Source organism: Pseudoalteromonas ardens (assembly GCF_030125445.1).
Lineage (GTDB): Bacteria > Pseudomonadota > Gammaproteobacteria > Enterobacterales > Alteromonadaceae > Pseudoalteromonas > Pseudoalteromonas ardens.
Window position 1 is genome coordinate 81,656 of the sequence record NZ_JASJUV010000007.1, and the last position, 26,134, is coordinate 107,789.

The 26,134-nt window shown below is 49.3% G+C and carries 26 protein-coding genes; 10 read left to right on the forward strand and 16 right to left on the reverse strand.

Annotated elements, in window-relative coordinates; genetic code table 11:
* Position 1: 1 nt before the first annotated feature.
* From QNM19_RS18945 to QNM19_RS18955, 3 genes are all read right to left on the reverse strand, one after another.
* A complete protein-coding gene (locus QNM19_RS18945) occupies positions 2-883 on the reverse strand; it encodes a TolB-like translocation protein (RefSeq protein ID WP_049863817.1) in 882 nt (293 codons plus the stop codon).
* A complete protein-coding gene (locus QNM19_RS18950) occupies positions 880-1,725 on the reverse strand; it encodes an alpha/beta hydrolase (RefSeq protein WP_082225377.1) in 846 nt (281 codons plus the stop codon). Before QNM19_RS18950 ends, QNM19_RS18945 begins: the two co-directional genes overlap by 4 nt.
* 332 nt (positions 1,726-2,057) lie before the next feature.
* A complete protein-coding gene (locus QNM19_RS18955; protein ID WP_284027089.1) occupies positions 2,058-3,161 on the reverse strand; it encodes a tRNA nucleotidyltransferase in 1,104 nt (367 codons plus the stop codon).
* 92 nt (positions 3,162-3,253) lie between these two features.
* Between QNM19_RS18955 and QNM19_RS18960 the strand changes: the two genes are divergently transcribed.
* Together QNM19_RS18960 and QNM19_RS18965 are read left to right on the forward strand one after the other, a co-directional pair.
* Positions 3,254-4,168, forward strand: coding sequence for an ExeA family protein (locus QNM19_RS18960; protein ID WP_010384127.1), 915 nt, complete (start codon positions 3,254-3,256; stop codon positions 4,166-4,168).
* A 9-nt stretch (positions 4,169-4,177) separates the two neighbouring features.
* A complete protein-coding gene (locus QNM19_RS18965; protein ID WP_284027090.1) occupies positions 4,178-5,281 on the forward strand; it encodes a general secretion pathway protein GspB in 1,104 nt (367 codons plus the stop codon).
* Positions 5,282-5,288: 7 nt separating this feature from the next.
* Here QNM19_RS18965 and QNM19_RS18970 read toward each other — a convergent pair whose 3' ends face one another.
* Positions 5,289-6,491, reverse strand: a complete 1,203-nt coding sequence (locus tag QNM19_RS18970; RefSeq protein WP_284027091.1) for an HD-GYP domain-containing protein — start codon at positions 6,489-6,491, stop codon at positions 5,289-5,291.
* A gap of 171 nt (positions 6,492-6,662) precedes the next feature.
* Between QNM19_RS18970 and QNM19_RS18975 the strand changes: the two genes are divergently transcribed.
* The gene (locus QNM19_RS18975; protein WP_049865472.1) at positions 6,663-7,988 is read left to right on the forward strand and encodes a M20 metallopeptidase family protein; all 1,326 of its coding nucleotides are present in this window, start codon (positions 6,663-6,665) and stop codon (positions 7,986-7,988) included.
* Here the strand turns inward: QNM19_RS18975 and rluA are convergent.
* Positions 7,966-8,619 (reverse strand): bifunctional tRNA pseudouridine(32) synthase/23S rRNA pseudouridine(746) synthase RluA, encoded by a 654-nt coding sequence (gene rluA, locus QNM19_RS18980; RefSeq protein ID WP_284027092.1) that lies wholly within the window; start codon positions 8,617-8,619, stop codon positions 7,966-7,968. The genes QNM19_RS18975 and rluA overlap by 23 nt on opposite strands.
* A 150-nt stretch (positions 8,620-8,769) precedes the next feature.
* Between rluA and QNM19_RS18985 the strand changes: the two genes are divergently transcribed.
* Entirely contained in the window at positions 8,770-9,357 is a 588-nt protein-coding gene (locus QNM19_RS18985) for an alpha-ketoglutarate-dependent dioxygenase AlkB (RefSeq protein ID WP_049865473.1), read from the forward strand.
* A gap of 16 nt (positions 9,358-9,373) precedes the next feature.
* Positions 9,374-10,084, forward strand: a complete 711-nt coding sequence (locus tag QNM19_RS18990; RefSeq protein WP_049865474.1) for a nitrilase-related carbon-nitrogen hydrolase — start codon at positions 9,374-9,376, stop codon at positions 10,082-10,084.
* A gap of 21 nt (positions 10,085-10,105) precedes the next feature.
* Here QNM19_RS18990 and QNM19_RS18995 read toward each other — a convergent pair whose 3' ends face one another.
* Positions 10,106-11,005: a LysR family transcriptional regulator gene (locus QNM19_RS18995; protein WP_284027093.1), complete on the reverse strand. Its 900-nt coding sequence runs from the start codon at positions 11,003-11,005 to the stop codon at positions 10,106-10,108.
* A 188-nt stretch (positions 11,006-11,193) separates the two neighbouring features.
* On the opposite strand from QNM19_RS18995, the gene QNM19_RS19000 reads away from it, so the two are divergent.
* From QNM19_RS19000 to QNM19_RS19010, 3 genes are read left to right on the forward strand one after another with little or no spacing between them, the layout of a single operon-like run.
* Positions 11,194-11,802 carry a glutathione S-transferase family protein gene (locus tag QNM19_RS19000; RefSeq protein ID WP_284027094.1) on the forward strand — a complete coding sequence of 203 codons (609 nt, stop codon included), beginning with the start codon at positions 11,194-11,196 and terminating at the stop codon, positions 11,800-11,802.
* Positions 11,802-12,185: a nuclear transport factor 2 family protein gene (locus QNM19_RS19005; protein WP_049865475.1), complete on the forward strand. Its 384-nt coding sequence runs from the start codon at positions 11,802-11,804 to the stop codon at positions 12,183-12,185. Before QNM19_RS19000 ends, QNM19_RS19005 begins: the two co-directional genes overlap by 1 nt.
* 2 nt (positions 12,186-12,187) lie before the next feature.
* Positions 12,188-12,391 (forward strand): tautomerase family protein, encoded by a 204-nt coding sequence (locus QNM19_RS19010; protein WP_049865476.1) that lies wholly within the window; start codon positions 12,188-12,190, stop codon positions 12,389-12,391.
* Positions 12,392-12,394: 3 nt separating this feature from the next.
* Here QNM19_RS19010 and QNM19_RS19015 read toward each other — a convergent pair whose 3' ends face one another.
* The 7 genes from QNM19_RS19015 to QNM19_RS19045 all read right to left on the reverse strand — a co-directional run bounded on the left by QNM19_RS19015 (position 12,395) and on the right by QNM19_RS19045 (position 20,858).
* A complete protein-coding gene (locus QNM19_RS19015; protein ID WP_049865477.1) occupies positions 12,395-12,781 on the reverse strand; it encodes a winged helix-turn-helix transcriptional regulator in 387 nt (128 codons plus the stop codon).
* Positions 12,782-13,012: 231 nt separating this feature from the next.
* Complete coding sequence (locus tag QNM19_RS19020) at positions 13,013-14,710, reverse strand: HEAT repeat domain-containing protein (protein ID WP_049865478.1); 1,698 nt, start codon at positions 14,708-14,710, stop codon at positions 13,013-13,015.
* A complete protein-coding gene (locus QNM19_RS19025) occupies positions 14,707-16,584 on the reverse strand; it encodes a hypothetical protein (RefSeq protein WP_049865479.1) in 1,878 nt (625 codons plus the stop codon). The genes QNM19_RS19020 and QNM19_RS19025 overlap by 4 nt, the downstream gene beginning before the upstream one ends.
* Before the next feature lie 139 nt (positions 16,585-16,723).
* A complete protein-coding gene (locus QNM19_RS19030; protein WP_284027095.1) occupies positions 16,724-17,041 on the reverse strand; it encodes a hypothetical protein in 318 nt (105 codons plus the stop codon).
* A gap of 279 nt (positions 17,042-17,320) precedes the next feature.
* A complete protein-coding gene (creD, locus tag QNM19_RS19035) occupies positions 17,321-18,664 on the reverse strand; it encodes a cell envelope integrity protein CreD (RefSeq protein ID WP_049865480.1) in 1,344 nt (447 codons plus the stop codon).
* A 77-nt stretch (positions 18,665-18,741) separates the two neighbouring features.
* The gene (gene creC, locus QNM19_RS19040; RefSeq protein ID WP_082225514.1) at positions 18,742-20,190 is read right to left on the reverse strand and encodes a two-component system sensor histidine kinase CreC; all 1,449 of its coding nucleotides are present in this window, start codon (positions 20,188-20,190) and stop codon (positions 18,742-18,744) included.
* Positions 20,187-20,858, reverse strand: a complete 672-nt coding sequence (locus tag QNM19_RS19045; RefSeq protein ID WP_284027096.1) for a response regulator — start codon at positions 20,856-20,858, stop codon at positions 20,187-20,189. The genes creC and QNM19_RS19045 overlap by 4 nt, the downstream gene beginning before the upstream one ends.
* A gap of 170 nt (positions 20,859-21,028) precedes the next feature.
* On the opposite strand from QNM19_RS19045, the gene QNM19_RS19050 reads away from it, so the two are divergent.
* On the forward strand, positions 21,029-21,823 hold the full coding sequence (locus tag QNM19_RS19050; protein ID WP_049866513.1) for a putative porin: 795 nt from the start codon (positions 21,029-21,031) through the stop codon (positions 21,821-21,823).
* 49 nt (positions 21,824-21,872) lie between these two features.
* Here the strand turns inward: QNM19_RS19050 and QNM19_RS19055 are convergent, their stop codons facing one another.
* Together QNM19_RS19055 and QNM19_RS19060 are read right to left on the reverse strand one after the other, a co-directional pair.
* Positions 21,873-22,085: a helix-turn-helix domain-containing protein gene (locus QNM19_RS19055; protein ID WP_049866514.1), complete on the reverse strand. Its 213-nt coding sequence runs from the start codon at positions 22,083-22,085 to the stop codon at positions 21,873-21,875.
* 3 nt (positions 22,086-22,088) lie between these two features.
* Entirely contained in the window at positions 22,089-22,604 is a 516-nt protein-coding gene (locus QNM19_RS19060; protein WP_049866587.1) for a hypothetical protein, read from the reverse strand.
* A 138-nt stretch (positions 22,605-22,742) separates the two neighbouring features.
* Here QNM19_RS19060 and QNM19_RS19065 point away from each other — a divergent pair, with 138 nt between their 5' ends.
* A complete protein-coding gene (locus QNM19_RS19065; protein WP_284027097.1) occupies positions 22,743-24,812 on the forward strand; it encodes a S9 family peptidase in 2,070 nt (689 codons plus the stop codon).
* Between the two features lie 85 nt (positions 24,813-24,897).
* Here QNM19_RS19065 and QNM19_RS19070 read toward each other — a convergent pair whose 3' ends face one another.
* A complete protein-coding gene (locus QNM19_RS19070) occupies positions 24,898-25,788 on the reverse strand; it encodes a DUF2306 domain-containing protein (RefSeq protein WP_049863618.1) in 891 nt (296 codons plus the stop codon).
* Between the last annotated feature and the right edge of the window lie 346 nt (positions 25,789-26,134).

Consider the following 26,134-nt stretch of genomic DNA (forward strand, 5'->3'; position numbering starts at 1 on the left):
TTTACTGTCGTGTTCTGAGGGTGTCAATGATGCTGGCATCCACCCAGTAGATATCAACATTCTTGTTGTCGTCACTAACACCGCGGTTAAATAACAGATATTTACCATCAGGTGTGACAGTGGCATAGGCATCCCATTTATCTGAGTTGACGGCAGGGCCCATGTTGATTGCGCGCCCCCAGCTACCGTCTTTTTGTTTAAAGCTGATATAGAGGTCGGAGTCTCCAAAGCCGTCTTTGCGTACACTGTCCCAGATCAGGTAGCTCTCATCGGGGGCAATAAAAGGGTGGGCGGTCATTTCACCTGAGTTAACCACTTTGTTCATGACCCGCGGCGCTTGTCGCTGACCGTTCACTCGCTCAGAAATGCGCACTACCTTGCTTTTATAATCATCAAAGACATAAGTGCCTTTGCTGGAAGCGGACAAGCGCATAATGCCCCAGTCTTCACGGTCAAACATCGGGCCCAGACTTTGAGGCTCTGACCAGCCGCTGTCCTGACGATCCCGGTAGTCTTCCGCCATATGCATACGCTGACCATCGGGTGAGAAGCTGACCTCGCCGGTGCGTAAAAACTCAGTGAACTTGACCCACTGGTTGTTTTGCTGCCTGAAGCCAATCACGGTTGGACGAAAGCCCGTTTTTTCAGGACCCGCATAGACGCCCCGGTCAAGGGTAAAGTAAAATTCCTGCATGCCCGGTGCAAATACCCCTTCAAGTTCCCAGTCACCTTTGGAGATCAGACCCGGCGCAAAGGGCTCGGCAACCATGCCGGGTGGTGTCTGGCCCATCAGAGGCCCCGTGACGGGGGCGAATTCCGCTTCTGCGTGAGATTGGCCGCTCGCAAACAGCATGCTGGCGAGTATGAATGCATTGGATTTCATAGCGATACTCCTGCGGCAGTGCGCTCTGATAGCCATTTGACGGCACGGACACCGGTCAAAGGCGCGGCAGTTTGGTGCGTACCATCTATGACGGCCAGTTCCACATGCATCGAAGGGTTATTCTGCTGATTCAAAAACTGATAAAAGTCATTAATGTGCGGGCTCAGTTTGGCTTCCTCCGTGCCGTGAGACAGATAAACATTGGCTTTCGCTTTGTTCAAGGCTTTAGTGCGGGTGTTGATGAGTTGCGCCAGCCGCCATACTGAAGGGCTGCCCAGCAGGTAATTATCAAAGGTATCGGGCTGTGTCAGGAGTGTGTAAGCGCCAAATAGCCCACCCATAGAGTACCCAAAGTAACTGTCGCTGTCGGGTTTAACGCGATAGTGTTGTTCAATGTAGGGCTTGACCTGACTGCGGATAAAGTCGATATGTGCCTTGGCCCCGCCAAACTGGTATTTTGCCTGATTTTCGGGGTTGCTCGACGGTGCAAAGGAGTAATCTCTAAAGCGGCTGACATGGGCTCCCTCTTCTTTCATCAGGAGAGCTGGCATATTGGTTTGCCAGGAAATTCCGACCAGAATGGCGTCTTCCATTAGAAAATAGGCGGCAGATGCCAGCATTTCGATGTGCCAGGCGGCATCGGTGTAATACAGTACGGGATGGTGTTTTTCCGCTGTGTAATTTTCCGGAAGCTGGATGATGAGTTGATATTGGTGGTGAGTATCAGTTTGAGTCAGCGGCACAACCTGAGTGCGCGGTATTTCATAGGGCACTGTTTTCATACTGGCCAGCAGATTAAAAGACAGCAGTAACAGTGATAGTGTCAGGGCGCGTTTTATCATGCGAATTCCTCTTGATGTTCTGGTGCTTGGTTACGACAGCAGATGTGCTGAAATCACACTGTATCCAGACTGAGATAAAAGGCATGACGTTATCTTGATGTTAAGCTGAATTTAGGCTCTTTTATTTTAAAAGTATTTATATCAATGACCTGCATAGCTTTGCCTAAGTCTAATCGTTTTAGGTTACTTGTCAGCTGGGCCGTCACTGATTGTGGTGACGGCACAGGGGCGATATTAAGAGAAGGAGTCGTGTACAGTCATAACGAAGGCCGGGAGTTATGACTGTACAAAGGACGCAGGAGGTTAGCTTCTTGCAGTGGATAAGATTGTTGTCAGTCAAACAAAGCTTGCATGGCCTGTATTTTTAACTTGTCCATTTCGGTTTTAATTTGTGGACCCTTAAAGCCTAATGCAATGACATCTTGTGCTTTTACATTTGCAGCAAGAGAAAGTGCGTGTGTTAGCGTATCGCAACGACTAGCCAGCTCATCACTGAACGTTCTGGCGGCTTTGCAGAGCAAAGTCAGTCGCTGTGGGCGGCGTGAGGCATCCAGCAGGTTAAAAATCTGCATTATCGTTTGTGGCTGCCACTGGGTACCTTGCAACACCGGTAATGCCGCCTGCAGGTCGCGCAGGGCCTCGCAGTAAGCTTTAGGGACCTTAAAGTCCTGCTCCAGGTTGTAATCATCCAGTTGCGCCTGGCATTGCCATAAGGCAAAACTCATCAGCAGGAAGTCATTATCTTGTGGATCAAGCTGAGCGAGGCGGGCTTTGAGGCATTGGCCGTCGGCACTTGTCCACTCGTTCAGCCATGGCATTACCAGGGGGAGTGCGTTGAGGCTGGCCAGTACCTCAGAAAAAACGTCAATGGCACCGTCTTTGAGTGATTTTTCAATTTCCTGCCACACTCGCTCTTTGGTGAGTGTCGCCAGTTCGCCATCATCCACCATGCGCTGCATCAGCGCCTGTGTTTCAGGGGCAATAGTGAAACCCAGGTGATGGTAGCGGGCGGCGAAGCGGGCAACCCGTAATACCCGCAACGGATCCTCTCCAAATGCATCACTGACATGGCGTAGCACCCGAGCTTCCAAGTCTTGCTGGCCTTGGTATGGGTCAATCAGACTGCCGTCCTGATCCCGGGCAATGGCATTGACTGTGAGGTCGCGACGCATTAAATCTTCTTCCAGCGTAATGTTGGGTGCGAAATCACAGATAAACCCGGTATAGCCCTGACCTTGCTTTCGTTCAGTTCGGGCGAGTGCGTGTTCATCTTTACTCTCAGGGTGTAAAAACACCGGGAAATCTTTGCCAACCTGCTGATAACCAAGCGCTTCCATTTGCTCAGGTGTGCTGCCAACGACCACGTAATCGCGTTCCAGAATAGGGCGTCCGAGGAGTTCATCGCGTACTGCGCCGCCGACCAGGTAAATTTTCATGGTAAATTCCGTATTGAAAATGCAAACAAGGTTTTCACTTGTGCTGTTTTTTTGCCATTATAGGCCCCATTCTAACAAGAAAGAGACGAGCCGTGTATTTACGTTATTTTGGTCTGACCGAAAAGCCGTTTTCGATAGCACCAAACCCGGAGTTTTTGTTCTTAAGCGAACGCCATAAGGAAGCGCTTGCTCATCTGACTTATGGCCTGGGTGATGCCGGTGGCTTTGTGCTGCTGACCGGCGAAGTTGGCACAGGTAAAACAACCGTAACTCGCAGCATGCTGGCGCAATTGCCTGATTCCACGCAGGTAGCATTTATTCTGAATCCGGCTTTGTCGGAAATGGAATTGCTGGCAAGCATCTGTGACGAGCTGAATATTGACTATGACGCGGATAATGCCACCCTCAAATCTCTCACCGATGTGATTAAGGCGCGGTTGCTGGATAACCATCATCAGGGTGGTCACACCATGCTGATCATTGATGAAGCGCAACACCTGGCCGCAGAGGTGCTGGAGCAGTTGCGATTACTTACTAATCTGGAGACCGACCATAAAAAACTGTTGCAGATTGTGCTGGTGGGCCAGCCGGAATTACAGCAGCTACTGAAGCGCAATGAATTGCGTCAGCTGGCACAACGGATTACGGCACGCTATCACTTATTACCGCTGACGGAATCTCAGGTCTTTGCTTACGTGAAGCATCGCCTTAATAAGGCTGGCTGTCAGACCAGCCTGTTTGAGCCTCAGGCCATTGCCTACATGCATCAGGTTACTGCCGGGATCCCAAGGTTGATTAACTTACTGGCAGACCGCTGTTTACTGGGAGCGTATTCCGCACAACAGCAACTGGTCACCAAAGCGATTGCAGTGCAGGCTGCCAAAGAGGCCCTGCCGTTGGATCTGGTGCCACAGTCCAGTAAGAAGTCGGTGAATATGCCGGTGCTGGTGTCTGGTTGGGTAGCTGCCATGTTTATTTGTGGCATCGGTCTTTCTTATATTTTTTAGTGGTGTGATATGTCGTACCTAATCAATGCATTAAAACAATCTCAACAAATCGACTCTGAGCAGGATTATCAACAATCACGTCATGAGCAACAGGTCCGCTTTTATCGCCGTTTAAGCCTTACTTTGGGTGGGGCGCTGATCAGTGTGTGCTCGTTAAGTGCAGGTTACTTTGTGGGAGAAGCGGTTCAGAGCGCTCCCCAAACTGAAGTGCAGGCAAGTACCGCAGATGAAGGTGGTGATGCAAGTGTGGCGGTTGAGGATAAGCAAGCCAATCCGCAAAGCAGTCCATCGGCTCAGACAACACAAACTCAGGCGGCAGTGCCTGTCATGACACCTGCACCGGTGACTCAGGTGCCAGTTAGCAACCAGGTTGTAATGCAGCCCGGACAAATTATCAGTCAGCCGGTCAATCAGGCTACTAACCCTGTGATGCATAGCGCACAGCGCCAGATCCACTATCAGTGGATGTCTGTTCAGGTGGGCTTTGATTCTCAGGGACAGCCGGTGTATTCACAGCAGTTGGTTCCCGTTTCAGCCAATGGCCAGATTGTGCAGCAGCCTGTCGGGAATCAGTATGCGGCGACACAGCAGGCTTATCAGCCCAATAATGCCGCGATGTTCACGGCCAATCAGGGGCAACCAGTGCAACAACCGTTGGAAGATCTGAGTGGCTATCGGGTGCTTGGGGTCCCCCTGGAGCAAGCCCGTGCGAACGCGGCCCGTCAAGAAGCGGAGCGTCAGGAAGCTCAGGCACTGGCTGGTGTACCGGATGAGCTGAAAAAAGCGTTTGAACAGGCAGTAGAAGACACCGCACCGCAGTCTGAACAGATTGCCTCTGAGGTGTTATCCAGCACCAGAGGGTCGGCACGTGCGACGCCGGTCGAGTTGTTGCCTGTGCAGCTACAAAATAGTTTGCCAAGGTTACGTTATCAGGCACACATTTATGCCACCGATGCTGAAAAGCGCTGGATCAAGCTGAATAACCGTGAGTTATATGAAGGCGATAACATGGGAGCGCTGCAACTGGTGGAGATCACACCGGAGCAGGCCATGTTTGACTTTGATGGCATAGAGTTTACGCTGCAGGCCATGCAGGATTGGCCCGCAGAGTAGTTACCACTCAGGGCATCATGGTGTGGCGGAAAAATCGGATCAGGTCAATGCTGAACTCTTCCGGTTTTATCGCCGCTTCCAGTTCATCAGTCACCCGCTTATCAGCCAGGTCTATGTCTTTTACTTCGGTATAAAGCATATTTTTAGCATGGTAAAACACTTTCACTACTGGCTTGAGCGGCTCTTGCGGGTTGCTTGAGGCAACAATGCCAATGCGTTCACTTTTCAGTTTTACCAGGGTGCCGACCGGGTATACGCCAATACAATTGATGAAGTGTGCCAGCAGGTCGGCATCATAGTGCTCGGGGGTGCCGTCTTTTAAAATACGAAAGGCACGGATCGGTGTCAGGCCTACCTTATACACGCGCTCCGCTGTTAAGGCATCGTATACGTCAACAATGGCAGCCATGCGCACATACTGAGAAAGCGCATCGGCTTTTTTGCCATAGGGGTAGCCACTGCCGTCCAGGCGTTCATGATGAAAGCCTGCAATTTCAGTGGCTATCTGGCCTAAGCCACTTTCCCCGACAATTTCATAACTATATCTGGCATGCTCCATCATTAAGCGGTACTCATCGTCACTGAGTTTTCCGGGTTTGTTGAGGATCTGACTGGAAATTTTAATTTTGCCGATATCATGTAATAAGGCACCGGTGGCCAGCTGCTCTATGATGTCACGTTCCAGACCAAGGTGTTTGGCAAAAATGCTCATTAAAATGGACACATTCAGTGAATGTTCCAGTAAATAGCTGTCTTTTTCCCGGATCCGGGCAATACAGGCCAGGGCATCCTGATTACGAAATATGGAATCAATAAAGCCAGACGCGGTTTGTTTAAACTCGTCAACGGCGATGGCTTTACCCGCTTTGACATCCGCAAAGGCTTTTTCCTGCAACCCTTTGGCTTCTTCGTATAAAGTGGTGGCCAGATCCAGCTCGGCCTCGACACTGGTGGTTTTGTGCCACGGATCATGCACGGTAACATCTGCCTCATGAGGGCCTTCATCCGACTGCGCTTGCTTTTGCTGCTTGGCCTGCAGGGTTTTGTCTGGATCGATTTCCACTTCCAGTACGCCAGCTTTTTGTAATGCACCAATTGCCCCTTTGGTGCGTACCCAGCCCTGGCTTTTAACCCGCACATTGCCCGCTTGCTGGGTGACACCAACAACAAACATACCTGGTTTTAAGTCGTTGATAGTAATCGTTTTCACGGCTTTGTTGAGAATGATTGCTCAGACTTTAAGCTTAGCAAAGGTTAGGCATAAAGAAAGGCCGGATCGGGTAGTTTATTAACATCACACTGAGTCTGATAACGCAAAGTGGTTGCAATTCGTGCGATTTCTTCGCAAGCTGATAAATCCAAAAAAACAGTAAGAATAACAATGATGAAAACACTACTATCTGCATTATCGCTGGCGCTGGCGAGTCACAGCGCAGGGGCGTATCAACTGAACACTGAAGTCGCCCGGGCATTGCCTGAGCTTGAAGCGCTGTATTTGCACTTGCATCAGAATCCCGAACTGTCTTATCAGGAAGCGCAAACCGCCAAACGCCTGGCTAAAGAGCTCAAACAGTTGGGTTTTGAGGTGACCGAAAACATTGGTGGACATGGCGTTGTGGCCCTGCTGCGCAATGGTGAAGGACCCACTGTGATGATCCGTGCTGATACCGATGGCCTGCCCATCGTAGAGCAAACCGGCAAGTCTTATGCTTCAAAAGTCAGAGTAAAAGATGCCAGCAATAATGAGGTGGGTGTGATGCACGGGTGTGGTCATGATATTCACATGACCAGCTTTATCGGTACAGCACAGCAACTGGCAAATAACCGTGATCAATGGCAGGGGACCTTGATGATGGTGGCACAACCGGCAGAAGAAGTAGGGGCAGGGGCAAAAGCCATGCTTAAAGAAGGTTTGTTTAGCCGTTTTGCTAAGCCTGATCATGTACTTGGCCTGCATGTGAGTGCCTCATTACCAGCGGGTCAGGTGGCCATTGCGCCAGGCTATGCACTGGCCAATGTCGACTCGGTAGACATTACTGTGCGCGGTAAGGGCGGCCATGGCGCCTATCCACACACCACAATTGACCCTGTGGTATTGGCATCGCGTATCGTGCTGGCTGCGCAAACCATTACCAGTCGGGAGATATCACCTTTAAAGCCTTCGGTGATTACGGTGGGTTCGATCCACGGTGGCTCTAAACACAACATCATCTCTAACGAAGTGAAGCTTCAGCTGACCTTGCGCTCTTATGATCCGGCGGTGCGCGAGCAACAAATTGCAGCGCTGGAACGCATGACGAAGGGCATCGCGCAAAGTGCCGGCTTACCCCCCGAGCTTGCTCCTATCGTGTATGTGCATGAAGAAGAAAGTATTCCGTCAACCTATAATACGCCTGAACTGGCAGTACGGGTGGAACAAAGTATTCGTACGGAGCTGGGTGATGCGCAAGTCGTCAAAGCAGATCCTGTGATGGCGGGGGAAGACTTTGGTCTGTACGGTCGTACACCGGAAAATATACCGGCAACGATATTCTGGCTTGGAGGTGTGGAGCCAGAAGCCTACCGACAGGCTCAATTCTCAGGCGAGTCTTTGCCGTCTTTGCATTCCAGCAAATTTGCACCGGACTACCCGTTGACCATTAAAACCGGCGTGCGCGCCATGACAGCCAGTGCGCTGGATTTGTTTAAAACGGCACCGGCGCAATAAAGGTCATCATGTCTTCACTGTCGGGGTGACGGATCTGGAGCATCTCGGCATGAAGCTGAAGTCTTGGGGCCGCAGCAAGTGCCTCGCCCTGAGCGTAGAGGCGATCGCCTAAAATTGGATGGCCCAGCGAGAGCATGTGCACGCGCAGCTGATGCGAACGCCCGGTGATAGGCGTTAGCTTAACCCGGGTGGCGTGTGGTTCGTGCGTCAGCACCTCAAAATGTGTCAATGAGGGCTTGCCTGTCTCATGACAAACCATTTGTTTCGGGCGGTTCGGCCAATCACAGATCAGCGGCAGCTCCACTGAGCCACTGCTTTGTTGCAGGTGGCCATGCACCCTCGCAATGTAGCGCTTGGCAGTGAGCCTGTCCTGAAATTGAATGCTGAGAAAGCGATGTGCGGCTTTGTTCATTGCCAGGCACAGTACTCCGGACGTAGCCATATCCAAACGATGCACAATTTTCGCATTTGGGTAGACAAGGTTTACCCGGCTGATCACACTGTCCCAGTGTTTTGGATCTTTCCCCGGTACGCTCAGCAGGCCACTGGGTTTATTCAATACCAGCATATGCTCGTCCTGATGGAGAATATCAAGATAAGGATTGGTAGGGGGAGCGTAATTCACTAACACGGATAACCTGCGACTGGCATTTATTTCAAGGGCCGACATTCTACCTAGCGTGCGTGCAAAAGGCCAATCACAAAAGATGTAATCCTCTGTTATTGACAGCACAGGCAGGATCAGTGAAAGTCAACACTGAAACACCAAAAGGAATGCGCCATGACGCTGTCATTACAATGCGACTCGAGCTATGACCCCGATTTTTTAACTGACGCGCAAAGCCAAGCTTTGTTTCAGTGGCTGACAGAGCACTTTGACCTGTCACAGCCTGAAACCATTACCATGGGGGACGGGTCAGAATCTGAAATTTTACCATGGAAAGTCAATCTGTTAGAGCCTGAGCTTGCCCATTCTGGGCAGTTTGGCTTGTTCCACGGCAGGCAACAACCCTGGTTTCCGTTAATCGAGCAGATCCATCAGCGCCTGACAGAGCTGACCGGGTTAGTTTTTCCTGTGTGTGTGTGCCTGTATTATCCAGACGGAGAGGAGTGGATGGATTTTCACTGTGATTTGCCAGCGTTTGGCTCCACCAATGTCATTCCCTCTTTGAGCATAGGCGCAAAACGGACCTTCCTGATACGCAATACACAAGATCACCAGGAGCTGCACTCGGTTGAGCTGGAAAATGGCTCCTTATTTATTATGGGCGAGGGCTTTCAGTCACGCTATCAACATGCAGTACCTCGGGCACCAGAAGGGGCTGGTCCCCGTTTTAATCTAACGTTTCGCCAGTTTGACCAGATCTGATAAGTAAGGAAGTGTGATGAAAGTGGGTTTCTTTCAGTTCGACGTGGCGTTTGCTGAGCCTGAGCAAAACCGCGATGCCATCAGGCAGGCGCTGATGATGTCTCATGAGTTTGATCTCTTGTTGCTCCCTGAGTTGTGCACCACGGGCAGCATCTTCTTCGATCGTCAGCAAGTGAATGAGCTGGCAGAAGATTTGTATCATGGGGCATCTTCGTTGTTGCTGCAAACTCTGGCGCAGGAAAAGTCGGCCTGCATTGTTGCCGGCCTGGCTGAGTGCCATGACGGGCAACTCTATAATAGTACACTGCTGACAGGTCCAGACGGTGTGCTTGGCATTCACCGCAAAGTGCATCTAGCATCAACGGATCAGTTACGATTTGTGCCTGGTAAGGATTTCTGTGTGTATGACGTTCAGGGTGTCAAAATCGGTGTCTTATTGTGCTATGACATCTGGTTTGAAGATGGACTGGAGGCGCTCAAACAACAGGGCGTGCAGATCATTCTTAATCCGTCTAACTTTTGCGGGGAGGACAGCCTGGAAGTTATCCAAAAGGCGGCCAAAGACTATGGTGTCTATGTGATAGCCGCCAATCGCCTGGGTATGGATCATGACTGCAGTACCGGGGTGCGTTTCATTGGCAACAGCCTCATTGTTGACCCGCACGGGACTGTGCTGGTGCAGGGAGATGAGTCTCAGCAATTGCGGGTAATCGACATTCCGGTGTGATCCAGGTGAGTGGTGCTGCACTCAAATGATGCGCTGGTTGTTTGGGTACTGGTGTATAAACCAGTGCTGTAAAAACTGGATGCATTGCAATACGCTGGCCGGTACATGGTGACGGGCTGGGTAGAGGGCGAGCAGGGTGAGTTGCGGTTTCTTACTATCCGGCAGAATACTCACCACTTCTTTGGCTTCAATGGCATGCCGACAGGCAAATTCCGGCAATATACCTATTCCCAGGCCAGCTTTAATGGCTTCCAGCATAAACAGAACATTGTTCGCTTTTAATGTGCCAGTAATTTTGACGCCTTCAGCCAGCGGCCAGATATTTTTTCCTTTAAAATAACGGTATTCAAAGCAGTTATGCTGAGTCAAATCGCGAGGGTGAGTAATGTCTGGGTGTGTCGCCAGGTATGTCGGGCTGGCGCAAATGTGATAGTCAAACCGGGTGATTTCACGGCCGATGTAATTGCTGTCAATGGGTCGGCTGGTGGCCCGCAGACCCAGATCAAACCCTTGCTCAACCAGGTCAATATCCTCATCACCAAGATGAATGTCGAGCTCAATATCCGGATAAGCCTGCATAAAGTCTGCAAACATTTTCCCCAGATCGGTGATCCCCAGCACCATAGGCAAGTTCACTTTTAGCTTCCCCCTGGGCGCTTGTTGTGTTGACTGAACAAAGGTCTCTGCCTCTTCCAGTTTACTGAGGATATCCCTGGCACGTTGCAAATAACCCTCACCGACCTGAGTCAGCTGGATATTGCGGGTGGTGCGATGTAACAAGCGTGCACCCAGTTGATCCTCAAGGCGGCTTATTTCTTTGCTGACCATTGATTTTGATGTGCTGAATTGCTCAGCAACCTGGGTAAAGCTGCCCACTTCCGCCAATTTCACGAAGAGCTCAATGGCACGTAGCTTGTTCATATAAATTGTCCTTATTGGCCACGGATTGTATTGAGTTAAGCATATACTGTTTCCTGTGTGTGAACACTTGGTTTCTTTTGTAGCTATATATCAAACAAAGAGCAAGTCATAGACTAAAGGCATTGAACATAACCGCAGACGAAGCACGCTAAATTCGTCTGTATTATCCGATAAGAAGGACAATGACTATGTACACCCTTTACTACATTCAGGAAGCCTGTTCACTTGCCGTGAACACCGTATTACGTGAGCTGGAGCAGGATGTAACGCTCATTCGTGCTGATACCCACAGTGACTTTTCGACCGTGAATCCTGCCCAACAGGTTCCGGTACTCATTGATGGAGACGAAAAGCTCGTTGAAGGGGCTGCGATTATGTTGCATCTCACCAGTAAGCATCCCAGCCATTTGTTTCCTACTGAGCCGGGACCTGTTCGCCGCCGAGCGATTGAGCAATTATTGTTTGCCAATGCCACTATGCATCCGGCCTATTCCAGGTTGTTTTTTATCGCGCGTGTTATGCAGCATGGCACTGTGCGCCAGCAGCTGTTTGAAGCAGCCGCAAAGGGGATCAATCAGCTATGGCAGCAGGTCGAATCTCAGTTGCAATCTCAGCCATTTTTGGGTGGCCAGCACGCATCAGTTGCCGATATTTTGCTGGCAGTGTATTCGCGCTGGGGGGCTGCATTTGAGGTCGACATCGTAATCCCACCGCGCACGACGCAGATGATTGAAGCAGTCAAGCACATGCCAGGCTTTGTGGCAGCGCTGCAAGCTGAACAAGCACAGGGGGCATAATGGAGCACGCTGAAATGAAAGCGGATCTGAGTCAGATCCTGGCCATAGTACAAAGTTATTTCAAGGGGTTACATGACGGGAATAGTGAGGCATTACGTCCTCTGTTTGATCCTGACTGCTGGCTCAAAGCGCCGGGTTTGAGGCGCAGCCTGGATGAATGGCTAGAGCTGGTCAGCCATCGCACTTCACCAGCGGACAAAGGCGATGAATTTGCCTATCAGGTGCTGGCGGTAGACTTGCTTGGACAACAGGCCATGGTCAAGGTGTTATGCCCGTTGTTTGAACTAACTTACGTTGACTTTCTGGGCCTGCTGAAAGAACAGGGCCAGTGGCGAATAGTCAACAAAATGTATGCGGATTTACCACACACTCACCTGGAGTAGCTATGCCTTATATTCACATTCGTGTCACCGATGAAGGGGTGACAAACGCACAGAAGCAGTCATTGATCAAAGGTACGACCCAGTTGATGGTCGATGTATTAGGGAAAAGCCCGGAGACTACCTTTGTGGTTATTGATGAAGTCTCGACTGACAACTGGGGCATTGGCTTTGAACAGGTTACCGCGATCAGGCAGCGACAGACTTAACGATCATGACTGGCTGGCTTCATCGTAACGGGCGCGGGCTGCGGTTATTTCATCAAAGTGATCGTCGGCCCACGACACCAGTTGCCAGGCCGACTTAGCCAGCCCTCGTCCCAGCTCGGTGAGTTCATACTCAACCTTAACCGGGACTTCTGCATAAACGGTGCGTTTGACATAGCCATCGCGTTCCATATCGCGCAAGGTTTGTGTCAGCATGCGTTGTGATATGCCCTGAATTCTTGATTTTAAGGCATTGAACCGTTCAGGCCCATCGACCAAAGCAAACAGGATTAAAATCGACCACTTATCGCCTATTTGTGCTACTACATTGCGGATCGGGCAGCGCTCATTTTGTTCAAATACCCGGCGAGCAGAGGCGCTTGTGTTGGTCATAATGCAGTTTCCCTTCGTTAAAAAATGTCTCAGACATCGAAGCGTATCACAATGTCTATTATATTCATTAATGTATTTTAGTATACATAAGTAACCACGGTTGTGAAAGTGCTTACTGTGCTTGTATATGTCGGTGTGTCAAAAGTCAGCTTTGGGAAGTGAAAGGTCAGAAAACCTGCACGGTAGGGCGGCATCGTATCGCGGTTTGGCTGGGATGATGAACAAAAGGCGCTATTGCGCCTGTTGCTCTTTGCTGTGTAACAGCTTTATGATGGCCTTAAAGTTGCGTCGCGAGGTTTCGTTTTTCAACGCCTGGCGTAACACTGGCTTGATCCCGTCTTTTTGCTGTTGAGTAGCTAATGCTTTGATAGCAGCCAGACGGATCGCATCATCCTGATCATTTACCGCCATATTAAGCACAGTGTCACTGGTTTTAGCACTCATCTGATAATTCCCTAATGCACTGATCAGTGCCTTCTTATTGCGCGCAGGGGCGTTAAAAAAGTGCTGTTCCAGATTCTGATAAGCCGTGTCGGTTTGCATCATGCCCAGCGCTCGGATGGAGGCTTTCTCGATACGGGCACTGCTGTCAGACAGATGCGCATTGAGCAGCGGCTCATGCAGGGGATCACGACTATTCCCTAAAGCGGTGATGAGGTTGGCAGTTTTACCTTCGTTTTCGCCCAGCGTGATCTGTTCAGTGATTGCCTGGCTTAACTGCATCGCGGTATCTGATGCACGGCGGTTATTGAGTAAGGTGCCGAGTGACATATAGAAACTGGACTCGACTTCTGAGTCTAAGGTGCTGAATCCATTTGCCAGCATTTCCAGCAGCATATCAGTGGCTTGTTGTGACAATGGTGCACTGCCCTGGGTCAGTGCGCGCAGCGCACGGAACTGAGTGAGTGGTTGCTTCTCAGCCTGCAGCAGCTGGCTGAGTAACTGTTGGCTGGTGGCCGAGTCTAGTTGGCCCAGTGCATTGAACAGGCGCATCTGAGCTTTGTCGTTGAGTGTGCCTGAAAGCATCAACGGCGCCAAAGTGCCAATAACAGCGTCGTATTTTTTCAACAGAATAGACAGCGTATGGGCATCTATCTGAGTGATATCCTGACCAGTGAGCAGCTGCTGTAACTCGGCTGCCAGACGTGCTTTTTCTGCTTCGCTGAGCTCGGCTGTGGTGCGTTGCCAGGTGGTCAGATCGGTGCCCAATTCGTACAAGGCACTGTTAAAAGGCTGGCTAAGTTGTGTCAGGGTATAGCTTTGTTGCGAGCCAAATCGCAGATCGGTGCCTGACAGGGCCAGGGCCTCCTGGCCTTCACGATGCACCAAAAAGCAGCTATCAGGGGTGATCAGATGTGCAGAATCGAGTACGTCGATACGGTTAAAGGTCGTCAGCTGAGTGCGGTCAAAGTCGCTGTAATGTCGTTTGACCATTTTTAACTGCTTATCGACCTGCTGATAAGCGGGTTGATACTGGCCCAGCGTGTCGGGCTCTTTACTTACCTCACTAATATCTCTTTGATATTGAAGATAATAAGCTAACCCTTTCAGCTTGTCCCGAGTTTGCTGGTCAAGCTGACCTGCAAAGTAAAAGTCACTGATCAGGCCTTTGTCTGTAAGTTTAAAGGCAAACGGGTGTTCATAACTGGGCAGCGGCATACGTTCTTTGCCCTGAACTGCAGCGACCTGATCGGCTTTAATTGCCCACCAGTTGTGCTCTTCTCCTTTTTGCGCCGGTTTGAGCGACAGCTTACCCTGTAAATGCACCATAGAAGTTTGCGGGGCACTTTGCAGCTTAATGTAGTCAAAGGAGGTTTGGCTTTTGATGTCAAACTGGTATTGCGGCTGGCAGAGTGTGTCAGCCATTACCTGTGCGCTTGTCAGCGCCACCCAGGGCGCTGCAAGCAGAGTCAATCGACACAAGGTCATAGTTCGATTTCGTCCTCTTTGGAGTACAAAGTCCAGGATTTGTTATACACGCTTGGTGTCTGGTATAGCCACAGGTCGTAGCGGTGGGTCTTCTTACCACACGGATAAGGGATCCCCCATTTCTTACACCATTTCACGCCAATGGTCTCGGCGTATAACCCAAATTTACCTGAAATCACATCCAGGTCGTTCTTCAGCTCAATGCCATAATAAATGTGTGGTGCTTTGTTACCGTTAGAAACCAGGGCAAAGCCCGCATTGGACTCCATGGCAAAAGTATTGTCGATCAAGGTCAAAATCGCCTGGATACCGGCTGACACTAAGCCAAGATTCACACCACCACGACCAAAGGCGTTAAAGTCAACATGGAACAAGTCGCCCTCGGCATAAAGCTCGGCGTTATACCCTACTGTCAGTTCAAAGCCCAGGCTGCCGGTCACGCCTGCTTCAACACTCATAGGCACCGGACCTATGGTAAAGCGCGCCTGCGCCAGGACTTTTTCTTCTTCCCAGGATTTTTCCCAGGACTTTTCATATTTGGTGGTGTATTTCTCATCTTCAAACGCAACGTTATTGAAGATGATCATTTCAGACGCATAGCCAGTGTTCTGTCCGCTGATATAGGCACTGCCGTCATATGAAATACTGAACAAAGTGTTTTGAGCATTGAAGAAGTACGCTTCCACGATGCCTTCACCTGTGATCCGACCGCCCGGGTCTCCAGTTGGCACAATAAACAACTGACCGCTTAAATCAACACCGACACTGAACTTAGACTTGTTGCCATAAGACTTATCAAACTCTTTCTCAAGCTTGATGTTAGCTAGTCCCACTGCATATTGCGCATCACGCTTTGCCAGACTTTGTTCGGTGTCCGTGTCGTCACCGGTAAAGAAGTACAGCGGGATTTCAGTTTCGATCACATTGTTGTCTGTGATGGTTTCGGCATCCTGAGCCAAATCCGTCAGCGTGAAGCGAACCTGTAAAGACTGCTCCTGAGTCGCGTCGTAGCCCTGATAAAGCTGAGTGAGCAGTGCGTCGTCCAGTGCAATGTCAAAACCAATGTGCTCATCGTGCAAACCCGCAGTGAAATTATGCGTTAGCTGCGCCTCATAAGCGGTGTTTTCGGTATTCCAGAAGTGGGTTGGTTGCCAGTTACCGTCTACCAAAATTTCCGCTGTAATCGCGGTGCTGCCCAGATTGCCCCCTTCATAGTCTGCAGTCAGGTAGCCGACCAGATCAGAATGGTGCTCGCTGGTACCGTCGGTATTATTTGGTACATCCAGGATCAACGCTTGTTGACCAAATTCTGCGTTTAGCAGTTTATAATCGTGGCTTTCTGGTACCCGCACCTGAATGTCAGCGAAAGGGAACTCGCCCTCAGAGAAAGGTGCGTGATCAACCGATGGGTGGTTGTCTTCTTCAACGTCCTCGGCATGATCATCATGCGGGTCAATCTGTGCGATTAAGTGATAATGACCACCCAGCAGGGTATCCGGAATGGTGATTTCCGTTTCAAAGCTGTGACTGCCTTCAGTGACTTGAGTTAACTCCAATGCGCCTACTTTATGGACTTCTTCGATTTCAGCTTCTTCACCGTCAGAGGTGTCCAGTTCAGCCGCATGCACCAGATAGAAGTGCACATCAACGTCGATGTCCTTAAAGCCACTGATGTCTACATCATAGAAGACCTGCACAGCGGTATTGGGTTCCAGTGTTTCTAATGGACCTGTGGATATCTTGGTAATGGCAATATTGCTTTTGCTCTGTTCAACCGGGATCACGATAGGGAGTTTATCGTCCCCCCCAAGATCACACCCGGATAGTGTGGTGAGCATAGCGCTCGCTAAAATGGCACGTGTTAAATGGCGCATTGTATTTCCTAATCTATTCTTACCCAATGTTTAGTATATCGCAAAAATATGGAGGAATAATGAGTTTGGACGGGGTTGTTCTTTCTGGGTCATCGAGAAGTATGAGGGTGTTTAGTTTAAACACCCGGGTTGGCGATTTTTAGAGCATAACGTAGTTGATACGGCATCGATCGCCAATTTTGTAGGAACTGTCTGCAGCCTGGATCATAATGGCTTTGCCAGACATATGTGCTGCGAGTAAGGTGCTGTAAACCAGTTGTTTATTGTCAGACGTGTGAGGCAGGTAGAAGCCTCCGGGACAAAGACTCGGGTTACTTTTCAAACTAACCCAGACTCCATAAGTATTCGAACCGGACACCCAGGTTCTCATGTTGGCTATCTCACCATTGTGATTCGTTACAGCCACTGAGCTAAACGTTGTCAGGGCAAGTGCTAAGGTTATTGCTTTTTTTAACATGGTTAGTCCTTTTTAGATAAAATGTGAGTGTACCTTTTATATGGTGTCACCAATAGGTGTTTGCTCTATTTTTTATCTGCCGTGGCGTGATCAAGCTGCTGTACTTTATGGACCTTTGAGTTTTTACGAGAAATCACGTATTTTTTGTTTTTTATCAATAGGTTGTTTTGTAAATTTTCGCTGTGATTGCGCTCTCATATGTGCGGGCCATCAGATAACAGTGGTGTTAACTGATGGCAAGCCAAAGATATCGGACTAAATCTGCAACACCCCTGGTGATTATTGGGCGGGCGAGTTGCCTTGTTGAGCTGGGGGTTGTCCAGCGTTAGCCTGCGTTGTGCCGTACCAGTTGACGTGTCGGGTCGCCAGCATAACCGCCGCGAGTACCGTGAAGCACAACAGGCTACCCAGCAGTAGTGCATAATGTTCGGCGCTTAACATGGCGTAGAGCATGGCATACAGGGCACTTAAAGCAATGAGATAAGCCGCACTGAGTTTCGCGCTTTGCAGTATCCCCCAAATGTAGCTGACCAACAGCAGGATGGCTGCCAGTGCCGATAGCGCATAGGCCCAGGCAAAACCCAGATGTTCGCTCAGAGAAATCAGCAACAGATAAAAGACCGCTAATGACAGCCCGACAAACCCGTATTGTACCGGGTGGATGGCTTTGGTTTTACTGAGTTCCAGCAGAAAGAAACTCGATATCACTAAAATAATCACCAACAGTGCATAGTTTGTGGCACGATGACTTTTCAGGTAATGGTCAACCGGCTCCACGAGGCGCACGCCCATATTGCGTGCTTCTAACTGCTCGCACTGATGCTTAAAAATACAACGCGAAAATAGCTCTTTCATATTGGTGGCAAAGTAGCTGGTCTGCCAGCTGGCGCTAAAGTGTGTGTCAGTGATCTCAGAGTGAACGGGCAGATATTCTCCCTGAAAGCTGGGGTGTGGCCAGTTGGCGTCTAATGATACCTCAGTTCGAGCGCCCAAAGGGGCGATCGACAATGAAGTCATCCCCTGCAAATCTAATTGAATATCAAACGCCAAAGCGTTATCGCGCAATGTTGCGATGGGCAGCGTAATGTGCACGCCTTCTTCTATAGAACTTAATGTGGTGCCGGGAACCAGTGAGTGGGTTTGTCCGTTGAGTGAAATCTGGGTGTTCAGGCCAATGCCCCGAATATCGCTGACGCCTAACACCATGGCGACCCGGGTTGGTGTGAGGTCAGCCAAGTCACTCAGTTGTTGGGGGTCAAAGTGACCGGTGAGCGCCAAGTCTGCACGATATAGCTGTGCCTTGTATATGCTGCGGTACTTTTCGAACGTGTCGAGCGATCCCTTTACTGTCAATTGCTTGGGGAGAAAGGTGCGCTGGTGCTTTATGCGCGTATGTACGCCATCGACTTCTGTGGATACCTCATACTCAGCGTAGATAAAGGGGGCAATAAGAGATTGAGTACCGCTGGTGCTGCGGGCAATTTCCTGTTGTACAGTGTGCTCAGTGGCGGAGCGCTCGTCGATCAAGTCGGTGATCATGGCGATGGGGATCATCAGCAATAAAATGATTGCGGCGATGATGGCTAATTTGATCCCTGTCTTTTCGGTAATTTGTTGTGTCATAAGTATCTCGGTTAGGCCTGATTTGTCGACAGGTTAACCGAGATAATTGGTGTCAGAATGGGGGATATGTGGAGACTCTATGGAGTTTTAATGGTGAGTGTGGCTTCCACGCCTTGCGCGCGGTTGTTGATGGTCAACTTACCTTGGTGCAGTTTGGCAACCCGCTCCACAAAATTGAGACCCAGTCCGGTGCTCTTTGCGCCGTTGGCACGAGGCAAGGAGTAAAATCGCTCACATAATCTGGGCAGCGCATAGTCTGGGATTGCCGGGCCGGTGTTGTAGATGCTGAACGAACATGTGTTGCCGGCAGAGGTGACAGACAGGCTGATATCTCCGTGTGAGGGAACAAAGTCCAGAGCATTTTCCAGCAAATTAAGGAGCGCTTGTTGTAACAGAAAGGGATCGCCATTGACCGCTGATATCCGCGCCTGTGTCGTGGTGAAGGTAACCGATTTTTGCAGTACCCGATGGGCCAGGATTTGCTCACATTGGTGAAGCAGAGGTGCAACTGACACCAATTGTCGGGTATTCAGCGTGGGCAATTGTTCCAACCGGGCTAATTCAAGAAGCCTGTCGATCAGCTGTTGCATCCGCTGGGTTTCGCGCTCGATATTGTGTGCAAACTGATGACGTTTATCATCACTTAACGGCATCTGTAATAGCTCGCTGGCCCCTTTGATCCCAGACAGTGGACTTTTTAATTCATGCGTTAAAGTTTCAACATATTGTTCTATATAAACTTTGCCATCGAGTTGATTACGCATTTGTTCTAAGGCATCACTGAGTTGACGATACTCGTAAAAGACCCTGAACTGGGGTTTATCAGCTTGCTCGCCCTGGCCCATTTTTCTTGCGTAGTCAGCGAGTTTACTCACCGCTGAATTGATCCGCCAGGCAATGAGTGCGCCTATCAGAAGTGCAAGTAAGCTCAGCAGAGCGAGCCATTTCACTATGCGTTGCTGGCTGTGCTCGATAAATGGCTGAACCGAGCGGTTTGCTTTGGCAACGGTGAGACTGCCGATGATCTGATCCTGGTAAATCACCGGGGCGGCGACATGCATAACCGTTGACAGGGGATCATCAGGGTCGGTGGCACTGGAGCGGGCACCGTATTCTCCGCGCAAAGTCAGGTATACGTCGTTCCATTGCGAAAAGTCAGTACCGACATCTTGCTGCCAGGAATCAGCAACCACAATACCGCGATGATCCGTGAGATAAATGCGGTGTGACATGTTGGTCTTTTCAATTCCCCAAATTGCGGCATCGACTTCTCGCTGTCCATATACCTTCATCAGTTCAACCAGACGGCTGTTGCTGGTGGTACCCTGAGCCAGATCTTCTGCTACGACAACGGCGAGCAGGTTGGCCATATCGACCAGGGTTTCTTCGGTTGCCTGACGTATGGTTGGCTTAATCTCTCTGAGCATCGTATTGCTGATCACGTAAGTCGTCAGCAAAACCAATATCAGATAGAGCATGAAGAATCTCAGCCCCAGCGGAATACGTGGCCAGTGTCGCGCTTTCACGCTATATCCTCGAAATAGTAACCAAACCCTCGCTTGGTTTTTAACGACTCTGCACAGTCATAGCGCTTCATTTTGACCCGAATGGCTTTGATATGGCTGTCGATATTGCGCTCATAACCGCAATCAGACGGTGCTTGGGTTGCATCCAGTAGCTGGGCTCTGCTCAGAACACGCGGTGTATGGGTGATAAGTGCATCAAGCAGTTTGAACTCCAATGCTGTCAGCCCAAGTGCCGCCCCTTTGTAGTAATAATCAAAGTTCTTGGCCTGCCACTTGGGTGCTTGCTCCGTCGCTACACTCGTCAGAGGCGGATGTAGTTTTTTGAGTCTGAGTTTGACCCGGGCGAGCATTTCTCTGGGGCTGAAGGGTTTGGTGACATAATCGTCCGCGCCAATTTCTAAGCCAACCACACGATCAATTTCATCGCTGCGTGCCGTGAGGAAGATGATCGGAATAGCGGAATACTGACGTAGCTGTTTGCACACGTCAAAGCCGTTTCCATCCGGCAAGCCAACATCCAGGATCAACAGATCGGCAGGGTGTTGCTGTAAGTACTCGCAGCCAGCCCCGGCGGTTGTAAACCAGTGCACGTCGAACCCGTCCATTTCAAGAATGTGGACCAGCGTATCGGCAATGGCGGGCTCGTCTTCAATGATTACTATCGTCATATATAAAATTCAGTTTGCTCAGCGCGTCGGGCTAACATATTACCTGTAAAGCGAAATTCGGTAAAACCTGAGAAAGTCATTGCGCATTCAGTTTCGCTTCTATATGATGCGCCGCGCTCACTACAGTGGTGAGCAATACTGCTTTACTATATGGAAATAAAGGTTTTTTTATGAAAAAGCTATTCACACTTGCGGCACTTGCCGTCATCACCGCCACATCAGCCCACGCTACCGAGACTAAGCAATGGTTTAACAGCGTCACGTATACCGATCAGGACCGTGCGTATGATAACGATGCGTTGATGATTAGCAGCCGTTATTTCTTTGCTCCGCAGCAAAGCTCAGGCGTTTGGGATGACTATGGCTATCTGGATACGGATAGTAATGTTGCGCTGGGTTATTACAACGACGAATATGTGGACCGTTTCGCTTTTGCGGGTGAAGGTTACTTCAACAAAGAAGTGTTTGTGATTGGTCGGGTGAGTGACCTGGGTGAAATGGATGACCACTACACATACGGGATTGGGTATCTGTACAACGACACGCTGAAACTGAGCGTTCGTCGCAATGAGTCAGACCTGGGCGCTGACAGCACCTGGTTAAAAGCCGAGTACAATCATCAGCTCAATGACACCGACTATTTGGGTGTAACCATTGATACAGATGATGAGATGGATAATTACACGGTTTCTGGCCGTTACTTTATGCATCTGGATGCAGAGCGCTATATCAGCGTGGATGTATCTCATCATGAGGTCGATTTAGGATACACCGATGAGTCGTATACCAATGCTTTGGTAAACTATTACTTTAACCGTAATATTGCTGTAGGCGTAGGCTCTTATGACTCTGATTTAGCACTGGAAGGTAAGTACTTCTTTAACGACAGCTACTACCTGAGAGCTGAATACATAGATCGTGATGCTGGTGAAGAAACCAGCTTGCAGTTTGTGGCGCAATTTTAAGGCCCACGCATAAAACAGGGTTGCAGCGGCCTGCAACCCTGTTAAATAATCACGCGTCGTCTGGTTTAAAGGCCAACAGGTCGCCGGGCTGACAGTCTAAATATCGACAGATCTGTGCCAGTGTTTCAAAGCGCACCCCCTTCACCTTACCGCGTTTGAGCAAAGACAAATTTGCTTCGGTGATCCCTATGGCTTTGGCCAGCTCTTTGGATGACACTTTGCGCATTGCCATCACTACATCTAAGTTCACAACAATCTCCATAGCCTAAATGAACTCCTTGTTTTCATCTTCGATTTCTTTTGCTGCTTTAAGCAGATAGGCCACCACAGCGAAGAGTCCGAGCGTCGTGAGCTCACCAAAAGGGATTTTCAGCACCACCTGGTTTGAGTGGTAGAGCGTGTGATACCAATAATCCAGAAAAAAATTCAGGCCACACGAATAGAGGACCAAGGCAATTTTTGTCCAGATAAATCCCTGATAGCAGGTGTAGCAGTCGTTATGAAAAAACTGTCCGCCACTAAAGAGTTTTAATAGCCTGATTATCCAGTACACACTGAGTAGCATCCCAGCCAGCAAGGGGAGAGTGAGACTAAATAACATGCCGTGACTGACTTGCTCACTTTCCCACAATAAATTGAATGATTCGCTTTCGATATACCGGACCTGACCATTGATGATCAGGTGATAAATAAGAAACGAAAATACCAAGCCACTGATACCCAGCACCACAGCGCGGAAGGTGCCGCACCAGCGCTGAATTTTGTCTGTCGATTTGACCATAAAGATCCCTTGTTTCTATGTTGTTCTTGATGAGAATCATATCACACAGAAACTATTTTCTGAAAAAAGAAAACAAATTATCGTTTTACAATAATAAAAATCCGTGTAATGATATTTTCAACAAAGAGAAGGAGTGACATGATGAAAAATAAAAGCACAGTAACCAGATTAGCGTTGAGTGTTGCACTGAGTACCGTACTGGGTACTATGGCTGTGTTGTCAGGCTGTACGCTGAGCGACAAGCAGCCAGTGAGCGAGGCAGAGTCGGTTCAGCATGTTTCGGCATTTGTGGATGTAGAGAGTTTATTCAGTACCAGTGAGAAAAAGTCGATTGCGATGTCAAAGGATGGCCAGTGGATCGCATTTCTGAAAATGCACAACGGCGCACATAACCTGTTTGTGGTGGCTGCCGATAAGTCTGATGCGATACCCGTACCTGTGACTAACCTCATCGATTCGGTTGACAGTTTTATCTGGTCTGCCAATCGCAACGAGATCTTGTTTTCTAAGGATCATCAGGGCAATGAAAATAGCCAGATTTATAAACTGGCGCTGAATAGCACAGATCTGACAGCCAGCACTACGACGCGACTCACTCATAATGATGAGGTCGATTACATTCTGTTGGGACAGTCTGAGCAGGATGCAAATATTTTGGCTGTCGCCGCCAATCACGTGACACCGGAGCGCATTGATTACTTTCACCTGACGGTGGATCAGGGCGAACTGACGCAAACTCAGACTAACAGTGTGAGCCTGTTTGAGACACAGCTGAATAAAGCGGGTCAGGTGGCGCTTGGGTTGGCGCTCAATGCTGATAATTCCACAAGCATGTACACATTCACAGACGGGCGCTGGCTCAAGGTGATGACCACTGAACCGGGAGAGATCCTGGAAATCATCAGCTTTGATGAGCAAACCAATACCGCTTTTATTGCAGGCAGTATTGAAGGACGCGATAAACAGGAACTGATTAAAGTGGATTTAGCGACTAAGTCGACAGAGACGGTCCACCTTGATCCCCAGCAAAGTTCTGATCTGCACCATGTTGTGTTTGACGAGCAAGGGCAGCCACTGATCGTATCTTACTATGGGGGTAAGCTGCGTAATTACCCACTGACCGACACCGCGGCTAAAGCGTTACAACAGATACACAATCGTTTCTCACAAGATATTGAATTAAAAGTAGATAAAATAAACCATAAGGAAGATCAGTGGTTGCTAACGGTGTCTTTTGCTGACCGCCCGGATCAAAAATATGCGTATTATCCGACTCAGGATAAGCTGACAGGCCTGTTGAATGAGGCACCAGAGTTTGACCCTAAGCTGTTGGGAGACCGAAAGTCTATTACTTATACGGCATCAGATGGTGTTGAAATCCAGGCATATCTGACTTTACCTAAAAACCTGAATAAGAACCTGCCAACTATAGTGTTGCCACATGGCGGTCCATGGGCGCGAGATCAGTGGGGCTACAGCAGCGGTTATTTTGTTCCTGTGGCGCATTATTTTGCTAACCGCGGCTATGCCGTGCTGCAACCTAACTTCCGTGGCTCATTGGGATTCGGTAAGCGCTTTATTCAGCTGGGCGAGAAAAACTGGGGCACAGGCACCATGCAGCACGATTTGACGGATGGTGTAAATTACCTGATAGAGCAGGGCATTGCGGATAAACAACGCGTGGGTATTATGGGAGCCTCCTACGGCGGCTATGCAGCACTGGCTGGTGCGACATTTACACCAGACGTATATAAAGCGGTGATTTCTTATGTTGGACCATCCAGCCTGGTGACTTTGATGGAGTCTTTCCCGGCACACTACCGCCCTTATCTGGGGACCTGGTATGTCGCAGTAGGCGACCCTGAGATTGCAAAGGACAGAGCAGACATGGAATCACGTTCACCGATTAACTTCGTTGACCAAATCAAAGCGCCTTTGATGCTGGTACAGGGGGCAAACGACCCGCGTGTGACACAGGTTGAATCGGATAATATTGCCAGAGCGCTGGCCGCTAAAAATCACCCGCTCGAATATATTCTGGCAAAAGACGAAGGGCATGGGTTTATGAAGCAAAACAATAAACTGGCCTCTATTGTGGCAATGGAGCGCTTTTTTGCTAAACACCTGGGTGGCGGCACTTCTAACAAGGTTAATCCAGCCATTAGCGCACATTTGGATACTTTGCGTGTTGATGTCAATCAGTTATAACCACGTTTAAACAGGCTTTATTAACGCAAAGCAGGGCGATGATACCATCGCCCTGCTTTTTTGTGATTGTGTCAGTGCTGAGGGATCAGAAGGAGATAGGATCTTCAGACATAACGGATAGCAGAAATGGCGTATATCCCATAATACCGATCAGCATAAGCAGTGTGAGTGCACATAAGATGATGCTAATCGCCAGCTTCACCTGTGCATTGCGGCTTTGTTGTGCATAAAAGTAGACCTTAGCGGTCAGTAGCGGGATTAAAAAGCAGCCAAAAGTCCACATTGGGAAAAACGGGTCACCAAACGCGGGATTAAGACCCAGGGTGGTACCGGTGACCAGATAGCTGAACACGCCCACTCTCAGGAACCATTGCGCATTTGATACAAGAAACAAGCAGATAGCCCACTTTCTGTGGCTCGCGATGTCTTTTTTAATCGCGCTGCGTACCGTTAAATAAGAGAACAGCAGGATCAAAGAGCCATTGATACTGGTGCCTATGTCGCCCAGTTCGATCGGGCTGGCGTCTCTGAACCACACCAGGTAATACCCTGAGAAAGCCAACAGAATAACGGTAAGCAGATAGACGTAGCCATTGATTTTATGGAAAGTAGGGAAGCGGCTGCGCATCTTAGGAATAAGTTGAAATACGCCGCCGAACGCGACGATGCCTGCGCCGATTGTGTGCGCTGCAAATGCCAGGTTACCGGCAAAGTCTCCCACATGGTAAGGGGTTGCACCCATAACCTCCCAGCGGTTCCAAATTTCCATATTGTCATTGATCACGGAAAACCCGTAGAACTTAATGATGTAGTAAAAGAAAAACCATTGCCCGAGTAACACGGAAATAAACCAGAATATGGCAGTGTAACTGAGCGTCTTGCCAGCAGTGTGCGTTGATATACCTTTGTGCGATGTGGCTGCGCTTGCCTCTTTTATTGCTTCTGTTCCAGAAGTCGTATTAAGTATTTTGTCCATTGTGATGGCCTCGTAACGGTGAATATGCTTTCAAGTGTGCCGTGAAGAGGATGTTCGGTCGTTCGAATGGGCCTGCTCATACCAATTAGCGTTTAGATATATAAAATAAGTAATTTAATCAATAGTTTGTTTTTTATTTCGGGGGTGCCTGTATGCCATGGGTTCGCTTGGTACTGTCTAAAAAAGGTCTTTTATTATCTACATGGAGGAGAATAGATGTGCTCTGGATACCCAACGCTTTATTCGTTGCAACTTGTGTATTGATCCACAAAATGGGAAGGACCCGATAATGAACTCGTCTATTTGCATTGGTGAGTAAGGAAGGAGGAGGGCGACTCCTCCTAAT